The 18,387-nt window shown below is 61.7% G+C and carries 14 protein-coding genes; 12 read left to right on the forward strand and 2 right to left on the reverse strand.

Annotated elements, in window-relative coordinates:
- Nucleotides 1-199 precede the first annotated feature (199 nt).
- The gene (locus GIW02_RS02455; protein WP_236410618.1) at nucleotides 200-2,281 is read right to left on the reverse strand and encodes a TonB-dependent receptor; all 2,082 of its coding nucleotides are present in this window, start codon (nucleotides 2,279-2,281) and stop codon (nucleotides 200-202) included.
- 181 nt (nucleotides 2,282-2,462) lie between these two features.
- On the opposite strand from GIW02_RS02455, the gene GIW02_RS02460 reads away from it, so the two are divergent.
- The 8 genes from GIW02_RS02460 (at nucleotide 2,463) to GIW02_RS02495 (ending at nucleotide 11,033) form a co-directional block, all read left to right on the forward strand.
- Nucleotides 2,463-2,798, forward strand: a complete 336-nt coding sequence (locus GIW02_RS02460) for a YceK/YidQ family lipoprotein (protein ID WP_236410617.1) — start codon at nucleotides 2,463-2,465, stop codon at nucleotides 2,796-2,798.
- A 157-nt stretch (nucleotides 2,799-2,955) separates the two neighbouring features.
- Nucleotides 2,956-4,713 carry a carbamoyltransferase family protein gene (locus GIW02_RS02465; protein WP_233893517.1) on the forward strand — a complete coding sequence of 586 codons (1,758 nt, stop codon included), beginning with the start codon at nucleotides 2,956-2,958 and terminating at the stop codon, nucleotides 4,711-4,713.
- Nucleotides 4,697-5,827: a glycosyltransferase gene (locus tag GIW02_RS02470; protein WP_236410616.1), complete on the forward strand. Its 1,131-nt coding sequence runs from the start codon at nucleotides 4,697-4,699 to the stop codon at nucleotides 5,825-5,827. The genes GIW02_RS02465 and GIW02_RS02470 overlap by 17 nt, the downstream gene beginning before the upstream one ends.
- Nucleotides 5,827-6,723 carry a GNAT family N-acetyltransferase gene (locus GIW02_RS02475; RefSeq protein WP_236410615.1) on the forward strand — a complete coding sequence of 299 codons (897 nt, stop codon included), beginning with the start codon at nucleotides 5,827-5,829 and terminating at the stop codon, nucleotides 6,721-6,723. The genes GIW02_RS02470 and GIW02_RS02475 overlap by 1 nt, the downstream gene beginning before the upstream one ends.
- Nucleotides 6,720-8,117: a PIG-L family deacetylase gene (locus tag GIW02_RS02480; protein WP_236410614.1), complete on the forward strand. Its 1,398-nt coding sequence runs from the start codon at nucleotides 6,720-6,722 to the stop codon at nucleotides 8,115-8,117. Before GIW02_RS02475 ends, GIW02_RS02480 begins: the two co-directional genes overlap by 4 nt.
- A gap of 11 nt (nucleotides 8,118-8,128) precedes the next feature.
- Nucleotides 8,129-9,085, forward strand: coding sequence for a glycosyltransferase (locus GIW02_RS02485; protein WP_236410613.1), 957 nt, complete (start codon nucleotides 8,129-8,131; stop codon nucleotides 9,083-9,085).
- Between the two features lie 52 nt (nucleotides 9,086-9,137).
- A complete protein-coding gene (locus GIW02_RS02490; RefSeq protein WP_236410612.1) occupies nucleotides 9,138-9,899 on the forward strand; it encodes a glycosyltransferase family 2 protein in 762 nt (253 codons plus the stop codon).
- 48 nt (nucleotides 9,900-9,947) lie between these two features.
- Nucleotides 9,948-11,033 (forward strand): glycosyltransferase, encoded by a 1,086-nt coding sequence (locus GIW02_RS02495; protein WP_236410611.1) that lies wholly within the window; start codon nucleotides 9,948-9,950, stop codon nucleotides 11,031-11,033.
- On the opposite strand, the gene GIW02_RS02500 is transcribed toward GIW02_RS02495, so the two are convergent.
- Nucleotides 11,022-11,588, reverse strand: coding sequence for a toluene tolerance protein (locus GIW02_RS02500; RefSeq protein WP_236410610.1), 567 nt, complete (start codon nucleotides 11,586-11,588; stop codon nucleotides 11,022-11,024). The genes GIW02_RS02495 and GIW02_RS02500 overlap by 12 nt on opposite strands.
- Nucleotides 11,589-11,737: 149 nt before the next feature.
- Here GIW02_RS02500 and GIW02_RS02505 point away from each other — a divergent pair, with 149 nt between their 5' ends.
- The 4 genes from GIW02_RS02505 (at nucleotide 11,738) to GIW02_RS02520 (ending at nucleotide 17,350) form a co-directional block, all read left to right on the forward strand.
- On the forward strand, nucleotides 11,738-12,916 hold the full coding sequence (locus GIW02_RS02505; RefSeq protein ID WP_236410609.1) for an O-antigen ligase family protein: 1,179 nt from the start codon (nucleotides 11,738-11,740) through the stop codon (nucleotides 12,914-12,916).
- Between the two features lie 9 nt (nucleotides 12,917-12,925).
- Complete coding sequence (msbA, locus tag GIW02_RS02510) at nucleotides 12,926-14,734, forward strand: lipid A export permease/ATP-binding protein MsbA (RefSeq protein WP_236421767.1); 1,809 nt, start codon at nucleotides 12,926-12,928, stop codon at nucleotides 14,732-14,734.
- 263 nt (nucleotides 14,735-14,997) lie between these two features.
- The gene (gene hldE / locus GIW02_RS02515; RefSeq protein ID WP_236410607.1) at nucleotides 14,998-16,422 is read left to right on the forward strand and encodes a bifunctional D-glycero-beta-D-manno-heptose-7-phosphate kinase/D-glycero-beta-D-manno-heptose 1-phosphate adenylyltransferase HldE; all 1,425 of its coding nucleotides are present in this window, start codon (nucleotides 14,998-15,000) and stop codon (nucleotides 16,420-16,422) included.
- Nucleotides 16,415-17,350, forward strand: coding sequence for an NAD-dependent epimerase/dehydratase family protein (locus tag GIW02_RS02520; RefSeq protein ID WP_236410606.1), 936 nt, complete (start codon nucleotides 16,415-16,417; stop codon nucleotides 17,348-17,350). Before hldE ends, GIW02_RS02520 begins: the two co-directional genes overlap by 8 nt.
- The last annotated feature ends 1,037 nt before the right edge of the window (nucleotides 17,351-18,387 follow it).

Raw genomic sequence — 18,387 nt, forward strand, 5'->3', positions numbered from 1 at the left:
CAAGCCCGCTCGCCACGGATGTGCTCAGAATTGATACTGCCCCCGTTCCGGCGTACCACGAGCGCTGCGGTGCAGCCTCGTAATAGCGGCCATTTAAACCTGTGGCGAGCGAGCTTGCTCGCGTTGGACTGCGTAGCAGTCCTGGTTTTGGGGCTGCTGCGCAGCCCAACGCGGGCAAGCCCGCTCGCCACGGATGTGCTCAGAATTGGTATTCGGCGCCCGCGCCGGCGTACCACGAGCGGCCTGGTGCGGCCTCGTAATAACGGCGGTTGCCGTCGCCGACGATCACTGAGCCGATGTACTGGCGGTCCAGCAGGTTGTCCAGGCGCAGGGTCTGGTGGAAGGTCCAGTGCTCGACCTTCTGTTCGAAACGCGCGCGCCAGTTGAACACGCTGTAGCCCGGCGCGGCGTGTTGCTGGTTGGTGTCTTCGACGTAGACCTTGCTGCGGTACATGCCTTCCAGGGCAGTACTGACCCAGTCCCTGGGTTTCCAGTTCAGCTCGGCGAACAGGGTGGTTTGCGGCACGCCCGGAAGGTAGTTGCCCTTGTCGACAGCGGTACTGCCGCCACTGACGAAGTCGCTGTCATAGGTGGCTTGCAGGCGAGTGTAGGCAAGGTTGGTGCTCCAGTGCTCGGCCAGCTGGCTCTCGATGCCCAGTTCGAAGCCCCGGCGCAGCGTGCGGCCGGCGTTCTGGTAAGTGGTGCGACCGCCGCTGGATTGCTGCACCACCAATTCGTCTTCGGTGGTGATCTGAAAGAGCGCCGCGTTCACCCGGGTGTCTTGGCCGACGCGTGCTTTTACGCCGACTTCATACTGCTTGCTGACCGATGGCTTGAGCGCAAAGTTGAAGCCGTTCGACGTGCTCGAATAGGCCGATTCCGCCTGGGTCGGGGTTTCAAAACCTTTGCCCGCGCTCACATAGCCGTGCAGGTCAGGGGTGAAGGCGTACATCACACTGACCGACGGCGTGTTCTTCTGGTAGGTCTTCTTGCCGCTGTCGTCGCCGTCGCTGAGGAAGTGATCGTCCACCTGCATTTCCATGGTGCTGTGGCGCAGGCCGGCTTGCAGGGTCCAGTCGCCCAGCAGCCAGTTGGCTTGCACGAACGGGTCGAGGCTGGTGGCGGTGTCGATCTCGTCACGGCCCAAGGCACCTTTGACGCCTTGCACGCTGTTCACGGTGTTGGAATAACCCTGGCGATCATCCTGGCTGCGGTCGTAGTCGAGGCCGGCGATCAACGTCAGGTCGCCGGGGGCGCTGCTGATGGGTTGCAGCCAGTGGGCGGAGCCGCCGTAGAACTGGCGGTCGAAGGCCACTACGCCACCGCGTTTGCCGGCGGGGATAGTGCCTGGAATCGACAGATACTGAATCACACTGCGCCGCCCCGTGTAGCCATTGACCTGCAGCGTCGCATCGCCGAAATAGTGTTCGTAATTCACGCCCAATTGCTGATGATCGATGCTTTTGCGTGTGTTGTAGGTCAGCGCATTGATGCTTACCGAGCGCGGGTCGGCCTTATAGCCCTCCCAGGTCTGCCCCAGCGGGTCCTGGGTGCCGTTCTGCTCCAGGCTGCTGTAGATCAGCGCGAGCTTGCTGTCATCATCCGGTTGCACGTTGAGCTTGGCGAAGGTTTGGTCGCGGCGCGCGCTGCTGTGGTCGCGGTAGCCGTTGGTGTCCATGCGCGAGGCGTCGAGCACAAAACCTGCGCCATTGGCTGCACCTTCGGCGGTGAGGTGGTTTTTGTTCAGGCCGTCACTGCCCACCAGCGTTTCGGCGCCGATGCGCGGTGGGCCTTCGCCGTCGCGGGAAAACATCTGGATAACGCCGCCGGCGTTGCTGCCATACAGGGTGGCGGCTGGCCCGCGCAGTACCTCGATGCGCTCGGCGGTGTCGAGGTTGAACGTGGCGGCCTGGCCCTGGCCGTCCGGGGTGCTGGCGGGGATGCCGTCGGCGATCAGCTTGAGGCCCCGCACGCCGAAGGCTGAACGGGCGCCGAAGCCACGGGAGGAAATCTGCAGGTCCTGCGCATAGTTCTGGCGGTTCTGCACCACCAGCCCAGGTACGCGGGACAGGGCTTCGGAGGCATTGATGCCCAATTGGCCGTCGCTGATCTGCTCGCGGCTGATGCCATCCACCGAGTACGGCAGGTCGAACGTCGGGCTGGCGCTGCGCGAGCCGGTGACCACGCTCGGGTCGAGGACCAGCGTGGCGTCTTCGGCCAGGGCAGAGGTGCACAGGCCCAGCAACAGCAGGCCAATACGGGTGGGGGCAGAGGGTGTCATGAGTAGGCCAAGTCGGTGGCACGACGCGGTTGAGCGGCGTAAGCGCAAAAAAATGCGAGTTTAACCACTCGCTGTCCGTTTGTTTATCAGGAATGTTCCTACGCAAAGTGGCGTTGCCGGTAGCTGGGAGCGGGGGCGCGGCGGTGATAGCTTCTTGGGCTGTTCAAACGGAGCGCAAAGCATGAAGGCTACGAGTGTGAGTTTGATGGCGTTGCTGGGAATCACGTCGGTTATGGCTGGCTGCGGCACTGTGAATACCGCGATTCGTGGCGATAGCGTCGCCGTCCGGGAACTCAAAGCCAAGAAAACCTATTGCCAGTCGGTCCCGCGGATATACAGCGGAGTGGCGTATGACCTGTGCGTGTTGCATGCGCCACCGCAGTCAGGCAGTGGTTTGTCGTTGAATGATATTCCCTGGCCTTTTCTCGACCTAGCGTTCTCCGGTATCGCCGACACGCTCTTTTTGCCCTATACGATCTACCGGCAAAACGCCGATGGCAGCCTTGAGCTTCACTAGCCTGTGGCGCGTCGCCCAACCTCGCCGTTTGCCGCTAGAGGCTTCCCACTTCTTTTAAGTTATAATCCCGCCCTTTAGCTGTTTCCTGCCCACGCGGGAAGCACACTTTTTTCAGGCGCAACCCGCCTGCATGCAGACTAAAAGAGGCTAGACCCCTGTGGCATTGACGATTCTTGGCCTGTCCGGCGCCCTTAGCCATGATCCTTCCGCAGCCTTGTACATCGACGGCAAGCTGATCGCGGCCGCCGAAGAAGAGCGCTTCGTACGCGACAAACATGCAAAGAACCGCATGCCTTACGAATCGGCGAAGTTCTGCCTGGAACAGGCCGGCATCAAGCCTTCCGACGTTGACGTGGTGGCGATCCCGTTCGCCCCGATCAGCCTGTTCGGCGAGGCGCGCTGGCACTATGCCAAACGTTACTGGTACGCCCCGGACCGCGCCCTCGACGCGATCCTGATGGGCAACCGTCGCTACAAGCGCTATCGCAACAAGATCGTCTGGTGCCTGGAGCAACTGGGCTTCGATCCCAAGAAAATCAAGATCGAGCCGGTCGAGCACCACCTGGCCCACGCCTCCAGTGCCTACCACTGCTCGGGTTTCCAGGAAAAAACCGCGATCCTCGGTATCGACGGCAAGGGTGAGTACGCCACCACGTTCTTCGGCTACGGCGAAAACGGCAAGATCCACAAGATCAAGGAATTCTACGACCCGGACTCCCTCGGTGGCCTGTACGGTGCGATCACCGAGTTCCTCGGTTTCGAGATGCTTGACGGTGAGTTCAAGGTCATGGGCATGGCGCCGTATGGCGATGCGAGCAAATACGATTTCTCGCGCCTGGCCTCGTTTGAAAACGGCGAGCTGGTGATCAACACCGAATACGCCAACGTCATCGGCCTGCGCCGTTATAAAGAGAAGGGCAAGGGTTTCTACTTCTCGCCAAAACTGATCGAGTGGCTGGGCCCCAAGCGCGAAGGCGACATCGCCGACGAGCCGTACATCCACTACGCGGCCAGCATGCAGGCGCTGTTCGAGAAGCTTGCCCTGCAGATGATCGACCACTACCTGGGCGACATACTCAAAGACACCGGCAAGCTGGCCTTCGCTGGCGGCTGCGCGCTGAACGTCAAGCTGAACCAGAAAATCATCGCCCGTGACGACGTCAAAGAGCTGTTCGTACAGCCAGCGTCCGGCGATGCCGGCACCGCCGTGGGTGCAGCAGCCTATGTGTCCCACGCCCGTGGCGTACCGGTCGAGAAGATGGAACACGTCTACCTCGGCCCGTCGTACAGCAACGAAGACGTGATTGCCGCGTGCGCCAAGCATGAGAGCAAGCCGAACTGGCGCAAGATCGAAAACATGCCCCAGCGCATCGCCAAGATCATGGTCGACGGCAACCCGGTGGCCTGGTTCCAGGGCCGCATGGAGTTTGGCCCGCGTGCGTTGGGCGGTCGTTCGATCATCGGTTGCCCAAGCGCTACCGGCGTGGCCGACCGCATCAACCACCAGATCAAGTTCCGCGAGCGCTGGAGGCCTTTCTGCCCGTCGATGCTCGACACCGTTGCGCCGCAGATGATCAAGGTCGATCACCCGGCGCCGTTCATGACCTTCACCTTTGAAGTCTCGGAAGAGTGGAAGACCCGCGTGCCGGAAGTGGTGCATGAAGATGGCACTTCCCGCGCCCAGGTGCTCAAGCGCGAATACAACCCGCGCTACTACGACATGATGAAGGAGCTTGAAGTACTGACCGGCAACGGCGTGTCCCTGAACACCTCGCTCAACCGTCGTGGCGAGGCGATGATCTGCTCGCCGACCGACGCCTTGAACATGTTCTTCGGCTCAGACCTGCAGTACCTGATCATGGAAGACATCCTGGTCGTCAAAGACGGCGTGGACCCTTATGACGCGCTCGGCTGACCGCCACGTCCTGCAGTTCTGTCATAGCTATGACGGGCCTTTCCTGGACTGCGCACGGCAGTACGCCAGCCTGTTCGCAGGCTCCGGCTATAAGGTGACCACGGTGTTTCTCACCGGGGTCGCCGACCCCGAGGTGGCCGCCGGGTGTGCCAGCGATGAAGTGCTCTTCATGGAATTCAGCTCCAAGGCCGTGCGCGGCCTGAAGCTGGGCGCCATCGCCGAGTTGCGCAAAATCGTCGCGTCGCGCAATTTCCGCTTCTGCATTGCTCACCGTTTCAAGCCGATCTATGTGGCCTTGCTGGCCACGCGGCTGCCGGTGATTGGCGTGCATCACGCGTTTGGGGACTACCAGCGGCGCAGTCGCAAGCTGTTTGCCGGGTTTTTCCGCAAGCGCCTGAGCCTGTTGGGTGTTTCCGAGGCGGTGCGTGACGACATGCGCCGCTGCCTGCCGGCCTGGCCCGAGGCGCGTATCCAGACCTTGTACAACCGGATTGATGTCGACGCCTTGCAGGCCATCCAGCTGCCTGCGGATGCGGCGCGCGATGCCTTGGGGCTGTCACCGGATGAATGGGTGGTCGGCAATGTCGGCCGCCTGCACGCGGACAAGGACCAGGCCACGCTGCTCAAGGGTTTTGCCCTGGCGCTGGCGCATTTGCCGGTCGACAGCCGCCTGGCGATCCTCGGCAGCGGGCGCCTGGAGCACGACCTCAAGGCGTTGGCACGGGAGCTGGGGATTGCCGACCACGTGCTGTTCCTTGGCCAGGTGCCGGACGCACGTCGCTATTTTCGCGCATTCAACGTGTTTGCGTTGAGCTCCGACCATGAGCCCTTCGGCATGGTGCTGCTGGAAGCCATGGCGGCCGGCGTGCCGTTGCTGGCCACAGCCTGCGGCGGCGCGAAGGAAGTGGTCGAGGGCGTAGGGATTCTGTTCCCCCTGGGCGACGCCGAACATCTCGCCCAGGGGCTGCAGCACCTCGCGGCGATGGACCAGCACCAGCAACGGCAGTGCGCCGAGATGATGCTGGAACGCCTGCGGGTGCGTTTCTCGGATCAGGCGGTACGCGATACTTTCTGGCAATTGCCGCACGTTATTGAACTGACCGCGGGGGCTTGATGCTCAATCGATTCCAAGGCTGGCGCGAGCGCGGCTGGTCCGTCGTTGACGCGCCTGCGTACAACGCCGCCTGGCAGCGTTTTGGCGGCAGTGTCGCGACCCACCCGCAGGTGATCGAACGCCTGGCCGGGCTGGCCGACATCCCGGTGCGCTACCTGGCGTGGGAGCAAGGTGGCGACCTGCAGGCGTGCATTGCGACCTGGGGTCGCGACCTGGCCTTGTCCAAGGATGTGCTCAAGCAACGAGGCAAAAAGGGCCTGTTCGACCTCGGTAACGCCGAGTTGATCCTGCCCGCCGCGCCTGCCGCCCAGGCGCCTTTGCGCCACCGTGCACGCTACCTGTCGGCCTTGAATGAAGGCCGTTTCAGCGGCCTCAAGCCCCAGGCCGAGCAACTGGCCATGGCGCGCACTCCGGAAGAGCTGTCGAAGAAATTCCGATACAACCAGCGCCGCGAGCTGCGCTTGCTCGAAGAGGCAGGCGGAGTGGTGCGCCCGGTGAGCGAGTTCTCCAGCACTGAACTGGCGGCGATCTACTGCGACCTGTTCCTGCGCCGCTGGGGCTTTGTCGCCACCGGTGCCGAGCGGATGGCCGAGGTGATCGAACTGCTGCGCGAGTGGCTGATCGGCTCGGTGATCTTGCTCAATGATGCACCGATTGCCGTCCAGTTGGTGTACCGGGTCGAGTCGCCCGAGTGGATCAGCGTGGAGTACGTCAACGGCGGCGTAGACCCCGAAACCCGTGCCTTCAGCCCGGGCAGTGTGTTGAGTTTTCTCAATACCCAGAGTGCCTGGGAGCAGGCGCGTGAAGTGGGCAAGCCGCTGCGCTTCTCCTTTGGGCGCGCCGACCGGGAGTACAAGGACCGTTGGTGCAACCCCGTGCCGGTATTGACCGTATGAGCCGTAAACAGCAATTGCTCAAGCGCCATCGGCGCAACAAGCGCATCGGCGTGTTGATCGGCCTGGTGCTGCTGGTGGTGATCGGTGTCTGCGTCGCCTGGTGGTTGCCGTTGGTACTTGGCGTGCTGGCCTGGGTGGCTCATGAAGCCTGGTTTGCCGATCACCTGTTTTATGCACCGAGCGAAGACTATCAATACCGTTTTGCGGCGGATGCCGAGGTCGCCGGGGTTCGCCTCGAAGGCGGTCGACTGCAGGTGGATTCGCCGCTGCACGCCGAGGCGACGTTGGTGCTGGCGATCACGGTCAAGAGCAGTTGGTTGGGACGTTTTCTGGACCCGGCCATCGAGATTTCGGGCGGCGACAGCCTGGACCGGCAGGCATTCGAGCGTGGCGTGAACGGCGTGCGTTACCTCAACCTCAGTGGTTCGGCGCTCGCTTTGGCGGGCGGCGAGCTGCGTTTGCGCGGGCGCTTTTGTTCGCTGCGGGGCGCGCCCCGGCTATGGGCCTGGGCCCATCCGGATTACACCGCGCAGCGCGTGATGGTGATCGCGCCGCATGCCGACGACGCCGAGCTGGCGGCCTTTGGTCTCTACAGTCAGGCGGACAAGCCGTGGATCGTGACCCTCACCGCCGGTGAAATCGAAGCCGAACACTATCAGCAGATGGGCCTGGATTCGGTCGAAGCCTCGCGTATCAAGGGCCGTTTGCGCGCCTGGGACAGCATTGCCGTGCCGCGTTGGGCCGGGGTGCCGCAGGCGCAATGTGTGCAACTGGGCTACTTCTGCCTGCAATTGCCGGCGATGCGCGCAACCCCTGATCAGCCCGTTGCCTCACGCGAGGCCGACCTGTCGGATATTCGCCTGTTTCGCCAATTCAACCCCTTCGAGCTGCCGGCGGATCAGGACGGCCTGCCGACCTGGAACAACTTGCTGGCCGATCTGCGCCACCTGCTGCTGACCGCGAAGCCTGAGGTGATCGTGTTGCCTCATCCGGTCATCGACCCCCATCCCGATCACATCTGCGCACAGCAAGCCGTGATCGAGGCGTTGCAGGGGTTGGAATGGCAGCCCACGACGATACTGGGCTACGCCAACCATTTGCACGACAACGACCGCTGGCCCATGGGCGACTCGGGCGCCGGGATTGCCCTGCCGCCGGTGTTCGATGATGCGCAGACGCTGTCGCCGTGCAGCCTGTCGCTGTCATTGGCGCAACAGCGTGACAAAGCCATGGCGCTGGGCATGATGCATGACCTGCAACCTGCCCCCCCGTTCAAACGGCGCGTACGCCGTTGGCTGCAACGTGTATTGGCTGGGCGCGCACGCTCGCCATACGGTGAGAACGAGTTTTTCCGCAAGGCCGTACGACGGCATGAGTTGTTCTGGCGTTTGTAAAAGGGAAAGTAATGAAAGTCTTGTTTCTGGTGCAGAAAGAACAGCGTGCCATCCTGGATCGCTTGTACGAAGGCATTGCCGAGCACTGCGAGTGTGATACCCGCTGGCTGAGCAGTGATGAGCAGCGCAACCTGCGCGGCTACTTCAAGCGCGAAGTCGACGTGAGCCGCTATGACCGCATTGTCTTCTTCCTGCGCTTCAAGCAGGAAATCCGCCAGGCCGGGTTTATCCGTACGATCCCGAACCTGGTGATCCTGGAGCACGACGCCTACCAGAACTACATACCTTGCAAGTACACCGGCAAGTTCAGCGCGCATTACCGCCGCTTGCCGTGGGTGCGGGTGATCAGCTCCGGCCACATGGTGACCGAGCGTCTGCGGGCGGAGGGCTTTGACGCGGTGTTCGTGCCCAAGGGCTATGATCAGGCACTCTTGCAGGCGCAGGGCCTTGAGCGCGACATCGAGCTGGCGTTTGTCGGCAGTACCAACAGCGTCGCCTATAGTGGTCGCAAGGCGTTGCTCGATGAGCTGGCCCGCGTCGAGCCTTTGGTGGTGACGCGAACCAAGTCCGGTGAGGAATACTGCGCAACCCTCAACCGCATTCGCTTTTTCGTCAGTGCCGATGTGGGCATGGGCGAATACATGATCAAGAATTTCGAGGCCATGGCCTGCGGCTGTGTGCTGCTGGCGTTTGATCAGGGGGCTGCGGAAAACGCGGCCCTGGGCTTCCAGGACATGGTCAACGTGGTGTTCTACAAAGACATCCCACAGCTGCAGGAAAAGCTCGCCGTACTGCGCGCTGATCCGCAGCTGGCGGCAGATATTGCGCGTAACGGGCAGGCCCTGGCTGTCAGCCAGTTCAGCTTTGCCCGTATCGGTCAGCGTATTGTCGAAGTGCTTCAGCCGCCCCTGCGACCTCATGGGCCACTGAGCTTGCTGGAGAGGTGGCGTCAGAAACTGGGCGTGTGATAGCGAGTGAGTGGTTGTGCGTAATGGCTATATGATATCTTCGAGGCCTGGAATGCAATTCTCCGATCAAAGCGACATAACGCTCGTGGTGACCAGTTGTGGTCGCTTCGATTTGTTGAAACGCACGCTCGAGAGCTTCGATCTGTTCAACACCGCTGCCGTGCGCGAAGTCTTCATTACCGAGGACGCCGGGGATGAAGCGGTACGCCTTGCGATCCCTGAACACTGGCGAAGTCATTGCACATTCCTGATCAACCGCCCCAAGCTTGGGCAATTGGCGTCGATCGACCTGGCTTACGCGTTGGTCAAAACCCCTTACATATTCCATTGCGAAGATGATTGGGCGTTTTATCGACCCGGCTTTGTCGAGGACTCCAGGACGGTACTGGAGCAGCGCCCCGACATTCTTCAAGTCTGGTTGCGCAACTACGTGTACGACCTGCAAGTGCACAGCCCTTATATCCATCTGGGGCCGCGCGAGCTGATTGGCGGGGTGGCGTGTTATCCCTTGCTGTCGGACAAGCCCGATTGGCAGGGTTTTTCGCTGAATCCCGGGCTGCGGCGCATCAAGGAATACCGGTTATGTGCACCCTATGCCGGGTTTGAGGGTGAGAAGGGGCTTTCCCGGCGTTACGCGCAGTTGAATTTGGGCGCTGTTACCCTGGAAGGCGACGCGGTGTTGCACACCGGCTTCGGTTTGCACGTGGCGACGGCGCAAGAACGTGCAATCAAGGCGCGGCGCAAGCGCCGCGAGCGGATCAAGCTGGCAGTCATGCTGATCCTGGGTGTGGGAGTCGGCTGGCTGATTGATTAGTTACCTGTTTAAAGCCACCAAAACGCCGCATAAGGGTCTTTTTTTTCGATGAGTATCCTCAACATCATGTGGGCCGGTGGTACTGCATTCGCCTCAGTGCAGAAGGTTCATCAACAAATTCTGTCTCATTCCGTCAGCCGTGCACCGATCGACACCTGGCTGCTTCAAGGCAGTGCGCAGGGCGGGGAGCCGGCGCACGAGTGGAAACTCTCGTCCGCCCAGCTCAAGGGCCGGCACCTGTGGAAGTTGCTGACGCCGTTGATGCGTGCGCGCTTTCAAAAGGCGCTGCCGAGCGCGGTGCAGGTCGTGCTGTTGGACGGGATCGGGGTTGCCCGGGTCATGTTGCCCGTGCTTCAGCGCTTGCCACAGGTGCGCGCGGTTGTCGTGTTTCATGGCACCACCCGCGTGCGTCGGGCTGATCGGAAACTGTTTGAGCAATGTCCGGCAGGGCAATTGACCTTGGCGGCCGTGTCGCAAACCCTGGCCGATTCGCTTGAGCATGACCTGCAGCGGCCGGTACTGGTGCTGCGCAGCGCGTTTGACCCGGTGGCTTTTCGTGCTGCCACGTTGCCAGCGGAGCAAGCGCGCTCGCGCCTGGGCCTGCCGTTGCAAGGCTCGCCAGTGCTGGGTGCAGTGGGGCGGCTGGTCGAAAGCAAGGGGTTCGGTTGCTTGCTGGAGGCGTTTGCCGGTGTGTCGGCCCATCAGCCTCAGGCGCGCCTGGTGATCATCGGCGAGGGGCCTGCAAGGCCTGCCCTCGAGGCGCGTATCGAGCAGCTTGGCTTGCACGGCAAGGTGTTACTGCCGGGCCATCTGCCGGACGCGGCGACGCTTTACCGTGCCTTTGACTGGGTCGCCATTCCCTCGACGCAAGAGGGCTTGGGACTGATCCTGCAAGAGGCAGTGATGGCCGGCGTGCCCGTGTTGACCAGTGAGTTGGCGGTGTTTCGCGAGCAGGTCGCGGATGCCGGCTGGTACGCCCCTTCAGATGATGCAGAGGCCTGGGGCCGTCTGATAGAACGCGCCTTTGCCACCTCTGCGCAGGCGGTCGTCGAGGCTCAGTCGCACGCGCTGGCGCCGGAACAGGCCTGGAAGGCGTTCAGTGAAACCTCCCAGAGCTTGTTCTCATGCCGCTAGCAGCGCTTGCTCCAATGCTTGCATTGGAAAGCGATCGTTCAGCTTCTCGCGCGCAATGTAGCGCGCGAAGTGCTGCAGGTTACGCCGTGCAAGTTCCGGGTTCAGCGGCGCACGCAGGAAGCGCATGTCGGCGACGTCGATCAGCCCCATTTCATTGTCTGGCGTCACCACGATATTGCCCAGGTGCAAGGACCGGAAGTAGATACCTGCGCCATGCAGGCGGCGGATAAGTGCCACCAGGGGCGCGAGGTTCGATTCCCACTCAAAGCCTTCTTTGTTGGAAATCTGCCGCAATGTTTCCCCCGGCAGCGGGCGGTACAGCACGGCGGTCATGCCGGGCGTCGGCAGTTGATAAAACGCCAGTACGCTCAAGGTGGGGATACCGCGCTGTTGCAGTTGCGCCACGTTGTCGATGAATCGCTTGGAGTAGGGGCGAAACAGGGCGGACGAAAACAGGCGTTTACGCCGAAAAAGTTTGAGGATATTTCCGTCAGACAGCAGGTAGACTTTGGGCCCGTAGCTGTCCTTCTCCAGGATTCTGGCACCTTCAATCATCTTGTCTAGATCGGCTTGGGCAAGCCTTGAACATTGCATCGTTGGAAAGCCTTGTGGGGAGTCGCGGGCACAGTGATCGGTAATAATGCCGAAAGTTTTGGGTTTTAACCATGCCGGGTTGGCGGGTTGAACGTATTCAGGAGCGGGTGATGCAAGCTAGTCGTTGGGCGCAGGTATGGATGATTTTCGGGTTATTTTGGTTTTTGCTGGCGATTGCGTTTGCGCCGTCCAACAAGATTTATCAACAGGGGCTGACCGTGTTCCTGTGGTTGCCGGCGATAGTATTTGCCTGGTCGGCCCGTGAGCGCCTCATGGAGGTCTGGCGCGAGCAGCGCTGGATGTGCCTGATGTTTGCCGCGCTCGTGGTGTGGGGCGCGGTCAGTTTGTTGTGGACCAATGCCGAGGACCCTTCGCGCGAAGCCAAGCGCCTGCTGTACATCGGCGTCTTCCTGCTGTTTTTCCCGGTGATGGCGGGTGGCCAGGCCGATCGTGTCATTCGCGTGATGCAGTGGGGTGGCTTCGGGCTCGCCTTGTCGTCGCTGGTGGCGATCATCAAGTTTTATGGCGTCGAGCATAATGCCTGGACGGCTCGCCTCGAAGGTTTGGGGCAATTGTCCCACCCGATCCTGGGCGCTTATGTGATTGGCGTGGCTGCTGTCTGGTTGCTGCACTGGCTGCCCCGTGGCCGCTGGATGCAGGTGGCGTGGGTGCTGTCGGTCGGGTTCCTCGGGCTGTTCGTGGTGTTGAGCCAGAGCCGTGGTGCGGCACTGGCGCTGTTGCTGACCGTTGTGGCAATGCCTGTCTGGTGCCGTGACCGACGCACGGTGTTGCTTGCCATCGCCGCTGTGGTCGCAGCGCTGGCGGTATTCTTCGCGATGCAGTCGCTGATGCTGGCGCGCGGTGTTTCCTACCGGCCACAGATCTTCATGGCGGCCGTGCAGATGATCGCCGAGCACCCATGGACCGGCTTGGGGTTAGGCGGCGACTACAAGGTTTTTGCCGATAATCTGTTTTTCCAACATTCCCATAACCTGTTCACCCACGTGGGCATCGAGCTGGGGCTGCCTGGCCTGTTGCTGTGGATTGGCCTGTGGTTCGGCGTGTTGTGGCAAGCCTGGAAGGCCCGCGACACGCTCTACGGCAAGGGCGTCATCGGCGTCTGGGTGTTCTCGTTCCTGGCCATGCAGTTTGACGCCGCGAGCCTCACGGGAACGCCACGGGCCGAGTGGTTCATCTCGTGGTTGCCGGTCGCGCTGGCCAGTGTTTTGGTCTGGGCTCGGGCCAAACCCGACGCTTGTGATAAAGTTCGCGTCCTATCCAATCAGTGAGCTCGACACATGAGTGACGCACCGCCCAAAGCGGACCAGGAGTCCAGCCTCAAAATCTATTTGCGGCTGCTGGGCTATGTGAAACCGTATCTCGGCATGTTCATGCTGAGTATTGTGGGCTTCGTGATCTTTGCGTCCACCCAGCCCATGCTCGCCGGGATCCTCAAATATTTCGTGGATGGCCTGAGCAATCCCGATGTGGTGTTCCTGCCCAAGATCCCGTTGTTCAAGGACCTCAAGTTGCTGATGGCCGTGCCGCTGCTGATCATCCTGATCGCTGCGTGGCAGGGCCTGGGCTCGTTCCTGGGCAACTATTACCTGGCCAAGGTTTCCCTGGGGCTGGTGCACGACCTGCGGGTTGAGTTGTTCAACAAACTGCTGGTGCTGCCCAACCGTTACTTCGATACGCATAACTCCGGGCACCTGATTTCACGCATCACCTTCAACGTCACCATGGTGACCGGTGCCGCCACGGATGCGATCAAGGTGGTGATCCGCGAAGGCCTGACGGTGGTGTTCCTGTTCGGCTACCTGCTGTGGATGAACTGGAAGCTGACGTTGGTCATGCTGGCGATCCTGCCGCTTATTGCAGTGATGGTCAGCAGCACCAGCAAGAAATTCCGCAAGCAGAGCAAGAAGATCCAGGTGGCGATGGGCGACGTGACGCACGTCGCCTCCGAGACCATCCAGGGCTACCGCGTGGTGCGCAGCTTCGGCGGCGAAAGCTATGAGCAGCGTCGTTTTGCCGCCGCCAGCCAAGGCAACACCGACAAGCAACTGCGCATGAACAAGACCGGCGCGGTCTACACCCCGATGCTGCAACTGGTGATCTACACCGCCATGGCCACGCTGATGTTCCTGGTGTTGCTGTTGCGCGGCGACGCCACGGCGGGTGACCTGGTGGCCTACATCACCGCTGCGGGCCTGCTGCCCAAGCCTATCCGCCAGCTGTCGGAAGTCAGCTCGACGATCCAGAAGGGCGTGGCGGGTGCCGAGAGCATCTTCGAGCAGTTGGACGAAGTGCCGGAAGTCGACAGCGGCACCGTGGAGCGTGATCGCGTCAGCGGCCGCCTCGATGTGCGTAACCTGAGCTTCACCTACCCCGGCACCGAGCGTGAAGTCCTCAAGAACATCAGCTTCAGTGCGGCACCGGGTCAGATGATCGCGCTGGTCGGGCGCTCGGGCAGTGGCAAGTCGACCCTGGCCAGCCTGATCCCGCGTTTCTACCACCATGAAACCGGGGAGATTCTCCTCGACGAGGTGGAAATCGAAGACTACCGCCTGCGCAACCTGCGCCGCCATGTGGCCCAGGTGACCCAGCACGTGACGCTGTTCAACGACACCGTGGCCAACAACATCGCCTATGGCGACCTGGCGGATGCGCCGCGTGCGGACATCGAGAAAGCCGCGGCGGATGCCTACGCCATGGACTTCATTGCCGAGTTGCCCAAAGGCCTCGACACCGAAGTCGGCGAAAATGGCGTGCTGCTGTCCGGCGGCCAGCGTCAACGCCTGGCGATTGCCCGCGCACTGCTCAAAAATGCCCCGCTGCTGATTCTGGACGAGGCGACGTCGGCGCTGGACACCGAGTCGGAACGGCATATTCAGGCTGCGCTGGACAAGGTCATGAAGGGCCGCACGACCCTGGTTATCGCGCACCGCTTGTCCACTATCGAGAAAGCCGACCTGATTCTGGTGATGGACCACGGTGAAATTGTCGAGCGTGGTACGCATGTCGAGCTACTGGCCATGGCCGGCTATTACTCGCGCCTGCACGCCATGGGCCTGGATGAGCCGGCAACGGCGAACATCACCTGACACCCCGGGGCGCGCAATGCGCCCCGTTTTTTTGTGTCAGGCCCGTTACGGGGCTTGGCCAAAGCCAGATAATCCGGCGCCTGTCGTTTGTTATGTTGGCCCCCTCGACGCGTTGGCCGACGCCGTGGAGCGTGTCCTGGTGACTTTGTTTAAAAAGTAACCAGTTTTCCCGCCGGATGCATTGTGCATAAAGCTCTCGAACTAGGCAGCGCTCACCCTGTGCTAATATCGCGCCCCTGTTCATTTTGTATGTGGGTTGCTCCATGAAGTTGTCCATGCCGCGATTCGATCAAGCCCCTGTCTTGGTGGTCGGCGATGTCATGCTCGACCGTTACTGGCATGGCGGTACCTCACGGATTTCCCCTGAGGCGCCGGTTCCGGTCGTCAAGGTCGAGCAAATCGAAGACCGCCCGGGTGGCGCTGCCAACGTTGCCCTCAATATTGCCGCTCTCGGCGCCCCGGCCTCCCTGGTCGGTGTGACCGGCGACGACGAAGCCGCCGACAGCCTGGCCAACAGCCTGCGCGGCGCCGGCGTGCGCGCACTGTTCCAGCGCATTGCCCACCAGCCGACCATCGTCAAGCTGCGGGTCATGAGCCGTCACCAGCAATTGCTGCGTATCGATTTCGAAGAACCCTTCAGCACCGACGCCCTGGCCCTCAGCGGCCAGGTCGATGAGTTGCTCGAAGGCGTCAAGGTGCTGGTGTTGTCCGACTACGGCAAAGGCGCCTTGAAGAACCACCAGATGCTGATCCAGGCCGCCAAGGCCAAGGGCATCCCCGTCCTGGCCGATCCCAAGGGCAAGGACTTCTCGATTTATCGCGGGGCCAGCCTGATCACGCCGAACCTCAGCGAGTTCGAAGCCATCGTCGGCGGTTGCGCCGACGAGCATGAGCTGGTGACCAAAGGCGCGGCGCTGATGGCCGAACTCGACCTGGGCGCCTTGCTGGTCACCCGTGGCGAGCACGGCATGACCTTGCTGCGCCCTGGCCACCCGGCGATGCACTTGCCGGCGCGGGCTCGTGAAGTGTTCGACGTCACCGGTGCCGGTGACACGGTGATCTCCACCCTGGCCGCCTCCATCGCGGCCGGCGAAGAGCTGCCCCACGCAGTGGCCCTGGCCAACCTGGCGGCGGGCATCGTGGTCGGCAAGCTGGGTACGGCGGCCATCAGCGCGCCGGAGTTGCGCCGGGCCATCCAGCGCTCCGAAGGCTCGGAGCGCGGCGTGCTGACCATCGAGCAATTGCTGCTGGCGATTGACGATGCCCGTGCTCACAACGAAAGCATTGTGTTTACTAACGGCTGCTTTGACATCCTGCACGCCGGCCACGTGACGTACCTGGAGCAGGCGCGCGCCCAAGGCGATCGCCTGATTGTCGCGGTCAACGATGATGCTTCGGTCAGCCGCCTCAAAGGGCCGGGCCGTCCGATCAACAGCGTCGACCGGCGCATGGCCGTCCTCGCTGGCCTGGGCGCGGTGGACTGGGTGATCAGCTTCCCTGAAGCGACCCCGGAAAACCTGTTGGCTCAGGTCAAGCCGGACGTGCTGGTCAAGGGCGGCGATTATTCCGTCGACCAGGTGGTGGGTGCCGATATCGTCAGCGCCTACGGTGGCAAGGTCAAAGTCCTGGGCCTGGTTGAGAACAGCTCGACCACCGCCATTGTCGAGAAGATCCGCAACAATGAGTAATGCTGATAAGTGGGTTCTGATCACCGGCGGCGCGGGCTTTATTGGCTCGCATCTGGTCGATGCGCTGCTTGCCAAGGGCTACGCGGTGCGGGTGCTGGATAACCTGTCCACGGGCAAACGCAGCAACTTGCCGCTGGGCAACCCGCGCGTTGAGCTGCTGGAAGGTGACGTCGCGGATGCCGCACTGGTGGCCCGCGCCGCGCTCGGCACGACAGCGGTGGTGCACCTGGCGGCGGTGGCCTCCGTGCAAGCGTCGGTGGATGACCCGGTCAGCACGCACCAGAGCAATTTCGTCGGCACCTTGAATGTCTGCGAAGCCATGCGCGAGGCGGGCGTGAAGCGTGTGGTGTTTGCTTCCAGTGCGGCGGTGTATGGCAACAATGGCGAGGGGGCTTCGATTGATGAGGAGACCACCAAGGCGCCGTTGACGCCCTATGCGTCCGACAAGTTGGCGGGTGAGCATTACTTTGATTTCTACCGTCGCCAGCATGGTTTGGAGCCGGTGATTTTTCGCTTCTTCAATATTTTTGGGCCGCGGCAGGATCCTTCGTCACCGTACTCTGGTGTGATCAGTATCTTCAGCGAGCGTGCGCAGCAGGGTGTGCCGATTGCTGTGTTTGGCGATGGGGAGCAGACGCGCGATTTCATGTATGTGGAAGACCTGGTCGACGTGCTGGTGCAGGCCATTGAATTGCCGAGTGCGCCGGTGGGGGCGATCAATGTGGGTTGGAATCGCACGACTACCCTGAAGCAGGTGTTGCAGGCGTTGGAAGAGATAGTCGGCGAGTTGCCGGTTGTTTCTTACGGGCCGGCGCGGTCGGGGGATATTCGGCATTCTCGGGCGAGTAATCAGCGGTTGTTGGCGAGCTTTACATTGCCGGAGCCGACGCCTTTGAAGGTGGGGTTGGAGAGGTTGCTCAACGGCTGAGGTTTGGGGGCATATCCGTTGTTTGGGTGATGGCGGGGATGGGTTCCGCTCTTACAGCGGGTCACTTTTTGAAGAGCGCAAAAAGTAACCAAAAACGCTTCGCCCCAACACTCGGCACCTCGCTTAGGCTCGGTGTGCCCTCACTCCGGCTTTGGAGCGTGGGCCGCCGCGATGGGCCATCCATGGCCCAGCGCGGCTAACCCGGCGTCCTGCCGGGTTGCCCACGCTCCAAAGCCTGCGTTCGGCCAGCGTGTTTAATGGGGCGCCTAAGATCAAGATCACGATCAAAAGCTTCAGATCAAAAGATCGCTGACTTCGTCAGCGGTAAGGATGTAAGGGCCGGATCAAAAACAAAGCCAAGCGAGGCGGCCTGACAGCCGGCCTGATCGTTGAAGCCGTACTCGGTCAAATGTGGGAGGGGGCTTGCTCCCGATAGCGTTGGGACAGTCACAGATGCATTGGCTGACACACCGCTATCGGGAGCAAGCCCCCTCCCACATTTTGACCGCAATCAACAGACGTAACTCCGGTCGGGTCCAAGGCCGCCAAGCCCGCCCACAACCCGCGCTTTTGCTCTACACCACTCAGGCCGGCTGTCAGGCCGCAAGGATGTGAGGGCCAGATCAAAAACAAAGCCAAGCGAGGCGGCCTGACAGCCGACCTGATCCTTGAAGCCCTACTCGGTTCAAATGTGGGAGGGGGCTTGCTCCCGATAGCGGTGGGGCAGTCACAGATGCATTGGCTGACACACTGCTATCGGGAGCAAGCCCCCTCCCACATTTTGACCGCAATCAAAAGGCTTAACTCCGGTCGGATCCAAGGCCGCCAAGCCCGCCCACAACCCGCGCTTTTGCTCTACACCACTCAGGCCGGCTGTCAGGCCGCCGTGCTCTGCTTTTGATTTTGATCTTAGGCGCCCCATTAACCACGCTGGCCGCACGCGGGCTTGAATCCGTGGGTAACCCGGCAGGACGCCGGGTTAGCCGCGCTGGGCCATGGATGGCCCATCGCGGCGGCCCACGGATTCAAGGCTGCGG

Origin of the sequence: Pseudomonas syringae, assembly GCF_021606685.1 — a bacterium.
GTDB classification, from domain to species: Bacteria; Pseudomonadota; Gammaproteobacteria; order Pseudomonadales; family Pseudomonadaceae; genus Aquipseudomonas; species Aquipseudomonas syringae_R.

Coding starts and splice junctions, on each gene's coding strand:
- GIW02_RS02455 (WP_236410618.1), bottom strand. CDS start 2,281: ATGACACCCTCTGCCCCCACCCGTATTGGCCTGCTGTTGCTGGGCCTG.
- GIW02_RS02460 (WP_236410617.1), top strand. CDS start 2,463: ATGAAGGCTACGAGTGTGAGTTTGATGGCGTTGCTGGGAATCACGTCG.
- GIW02_RS02470 (WP_236410616.1), top strand. CDS start 4,697: ATGACGCGCTCGGCTGACCGCCACGTCCTGCAGTTCTGTCATAGCTAT.
- GIW02_RS02475 (WP_236410615.1), top strand. CDS start 5,827: ATGCTCAATCGATTCCAAGGCTGGCGCGAGCGCGGCTGGTCCGTCGTT.
- GIW02_RS02480 (WP_236410614.1), top strand. CDS start 6,720: ATGAGCCGTAAACAGCAATTGCTCAAGCGCCATCGGCGCAACAAGCGC.
- GIW02_RS02485 (WP_236410613.1), top strand. CDS start 8,129: ATGAAAGTCTTGTTTCTGGTGCAGAAAGAACAGCGTGCCATCCTGGAT.
- GIW02_RS02490 (WP_236410612.1), top strand. CDS start 9,138: ATGCAATTCTCCGATCAAAGCGACATAACGCTCGTGGTGACCAGTTGT.
- GIW02_RS02495 (WP_236410611.1), top strand. CDS start 9,948: ATGAGTATCCTCAACATCATGTGGGCCGGTGGTACTGCATTCGCCTCA.
- GIW02_RS02500 (WP_236410610.1), bottom strand. CDS start 11,588: ATGATTGAAGGTGCCAGAATCCTGGAGAAGGACAGCTACGGGCCCAAA.
- GIW02_RS02505 (WP_236410609.1), top strand. CDS start 11,738: ATGCAAGCTAGTCGTTGGGCGCAGGTATGGATGATTTTCGGGTTATTT.
- msbA (WP_236421767.1), top strand. CDS start 12,926: ATGAGTGACGCACCGCCCAAAGCGGACCAGGAGTCCAGCCTCAAAATC.
- hldE (WP_236410607.1), top strand. CDS start 14,998: ATGAAGTTGTCCATGCCGCGATTCGATCAAGCCCCTGTCTTGGTGGTC.
- GIW02_RS02520 (WP_236410606.1), top strand. CDS start 16,415: ATGAGTAATGCTGATAAGTGGGTTCTGATCACCGGCGGCGCGGGCTTT.